Origin of the sequence: Comamonas sp. UBA7840 (assembly GCF_002501455.1) — a bacterium.
GTDB lineage: Bacteria > Pseudomonadota > Gammaproteobacteria > Burkholderiales > Burkholderiaceae_C > Comamonas > Comamonas jiangduensis.
The window spans coordinates 1-3,119 of record NZ_DLTI01000030.1 but is presented as its reverse complement, the minus strand read 5'-3'; the positions used below and the strand labels follow the sequence as shown (position 1 = coordinate 3,119).

Sequence of the window (3,119 nt, the reverse complement as noted above, 5' to 3'; positions counted from 1 at the left end):
GCCGCGTGAGGTACTGGAGTTCTATCGTGACCTGACCGAAGTGGCAGGGTACGAGCTGGAGACAGCCGGGGTGCTCAAGGCAGGCCGTAAGTTCTGGGCTCTGGCACGCACTGGAAAGTCGGTGGCTCTGAAGGGTAACGATGTTGTCAACGGCTATTTGTTGCTGGCTACGTCGTGTGATGGTTCTCTGGCTACGGTGGCCATGCCTACGACCGTGCGCGTGGTGTGTAACAACACACTCACGATTGCACTCAAGGATGGCGTAGGTTCCGTCAAGGTGCCCCACAGCACCACGTTCGACGCACAGGCCGTTAAACGCCAACTCGGTATTGCAGTCGGTCAATGGGACAGCTTTATGTACCGCATGAAGACACTGGCTGAGCGCAAGGTCAAAACCCATGAGGCCATGAACTACTTCCTCAAGGTGATCTGCAACACAGATGCCCACTCTGACTTGTCAGTCGGCTTGACCAATGAGCGAGCGCTTAAGAAAGTACAGATGCTTTACGAGGGGCACGGCCGAGGTGCAGAAATGCATGCAGCCAAAGACACTGCCTGGGGCCTGCTGTGCTCTGTGACTGAGTTCATCGACCATGAAAAACAAGCGCGTAGCCAGGACAACCGCTTGGACAGTGCTTGGTTCGGCCAGGGAGCAGCGATTAAGCAGCGTGCCTTGGATCATGCTTTGCAACTGGTGGCCTGAGCATGCTCACTGGTTTGCTTCTCTGGCCGCATTGGCTGTTTCCGCTAGGTTTTCCTATTTACGTTCCACCCCTACGAACCGCCCTCTGAGGCGGTTTTTTTATGCCCGCAATTCTTGAGGGCCAAGGAGATTTGTATGTCTGTTCATTTGTTGAGCAATGCCACGCTGAATGTCCGTGAAACACCAGTGGAGCACCCCATCCGCCCTCGCAAGGGCGCCGCTTTGCGCCTAGTATCGACCAAGGACATGGCACGCGATGATTGGCTGGAAGTGCGTCGCACGGGAATTGGTAGTTCTGATGCAGCGACTGCCGTAGGTTTGAATCCCTACCAGTCCCAACTGGAATTGTGGATGCAAAAGACGGGCAAGGCTAACTTGCTGCCAGCGGTAGACCCCAACGATGACACCAGCCCCATGTTCTGGGGCACGCTGTTAGAACCCATAGTGGCTGCGCACTACACCAAGCGCACAGGCAACAAGGTACGCCGTGTGAATGCCGTGCTGCAGCATCCCAAGCATCCCTGGATGCTGGCCAATGTGGACCGTGAGGTGGTGGGTTCATCCGAGGTGCAAATTCTGGAATGCAAGACCGCTGGCATTCATGGTGCACGCCTGTGGAAGGATGGCGTGCCTGAGTATGTCCAGTTGCAGGTGATGCACCAGTTAGCCGTGACGGGCCACAAAGCCGCAGATGTGGCCGTGCTCATTGGGGGGCAGGAGTTGCGCATCTTCCGTATCGATCGTGACGAGGCCTTAATTGCCCGCCTGATTGAGATGGAGCATGCCTTCTGGCATCTGGTGGAAAGCAACACACCTCCAGCCGGAGATGGCTCTGACAGTGCAGAAAAAGCATTGCGTTGCCTCTATCCGAACAGCGTAGGTGAAGACGTGGATATGAGTGAGGACCCACAACTCAATGCCACGTTTGAAGCTCTGTTGCTGGCCCGTGAGCAGCTCGATGCCGCACAGAAGAAGGAAGCACGCCTGCGCCAGGCCATTCAGATCCACATGGGCGAAGCAGGCAAAGCCACGTTTGCCTGTGGTGGCAGTGTCACCTGGCGCCGCAGCAAGGATGGACAAGCGTTCGATACAGCGCAGTTCGTCAAAGACCATCCCGAGCTGTCCAAAGCCTACCTCACCACACGGCCTGGATCTCGGCGGTTTTGCGTGTATCCAGCTTGAGCTGACCATCCTTCCCACATCCATCCCCCTCTCGCTCCCTGTGGCCCATGCCACCGGGAGCTTTCTTTTTTTGGAGCAAAACATGATCAAAGGTTTGATGATTACCCCGCCCGTCATTGGCCGAATTTCTATTGGCAAAGTCGTGGAAAAGAATGGCAAGCGCCTGCCAGAGAAAGACGATGAATTCACCATCACCACCCAAGTCCAGCAGCGCGGACAATGGGTGCTACACCCGTTGGATGAGGCTTTGCGCCAAAGCCAACCAGATGCCTTCACCGTTGGCGGCATAAAGGAAGGCGCTGAGCCTTCCGACAGTCAAAGTGAAAGTATTCCCGCACGCAGTGCCAAGCGCACGCTCAAAGACAAGATGGGGGTTGCAGGTCAAGCGCCTGCAGAAACTAGCTCTCCACGACGGAAGCTGCGCAGCATTCCCGTGCGCGTCTTGTTCAATGACCCTGATCTAAACCTGCGAGCCAACTACTGCATGTTTGACCGCAGCACAGCGCGTCCTGTCTGCGTGGGTGACGGGGAGAGCAGCAAGCGCGTCACGGATCAAGGGCTGGAGACGATGGAATGTCCCGGTCCTGATAGCTGTCGTTTTGGGCTGGGTAACTGCAAGCCTTATGGGCGGCTGAACGTCAGCATCGGTGACAGCGATGAATTGGGCAGCTTTGTGTTTCGTACCACGGGCTTCAACAGCATTCGTACGCTCGTTGCACGCCTGCGCTACTTTGCTGCAGTCTCAGGCGGCCACCTGGCCGCCATGCCTCTAGAAATGCGGCTGCGGGGCAAATCCACCACACAGTCGCACCGTGCGGCCATCTACTACGCCGACCTGGTGGTGCGCACCGGCCTGAGCTTGAACGAGGCCATCGGCCAAGCCAAGGCGCTGGCTGCACAGCGCCAGTCTGCAGGATTTGCGCAGAGCGCTTTGGATGAGGCTGCACGTCTGGGCTATGCTAACGGCAGCTTTGAAGATGCGCCGGAGGAAGCGGCGGACATTGTGGAGGAGCTTTATCCGGAGGATACCGAGCCGCCAACACACCATCCCTAACGCCATTTTTTGCGCTTACAAGCCACCTGGCATGCAGTCCTTAGTGCAGCAAGACATCGAAGACCTCACCGCACTGCAGGTCACCAAGACGCCCACCTTCTTTGTCAATGGCCGACCGGAAACTGAGCCGGTGGCTCAGTTCTACTTCGGCGCGGACACACTAGTGGGAATGGGCATGCT

Annotated in this window: 3 protein-coding genes; all 3 read left to right on the top strand. The window is 56.9% G+C overall.

Going from position 1 to position 3,119, the window contains the following annotated elements; genetic code table 11:
• On the top strand, positions 1-703 hold a 703-nt coding region (locus tag B3R00_RS12475), incomplete at its 5' end, for a DUF932 domain-containing protein (RefSeq protein ID WP_286999291.1).
• Between the two features lie 135 nt (positions 704-838).
• Positions 839-1,885, top strand: a complete 1,047-nt coding sequence (locus B3R00_RS12470; protein ID WP_045267213.1) for a YqaJ viral recombinase family protein — start codon at positions 839-841, stop codon at positions 1,883-1,885.
• 82 nt (positions 1,886-1,967) lie between these two features.
• The gene (locus B3R00_RS12465) at positions 1,968-2,939 is read left to right on the top strand and encodes a hypothetical protein (RefSeq protein ID WP_043387440.1); all 972 of its coding nucleotides are present in this window, start codon (positions 1,968-1,970) and stop codon (positions 2,937-2,939) included.
• The last annotated feature ends 180 nt before the right edge of the window (positions 2,940-3,119 follow it).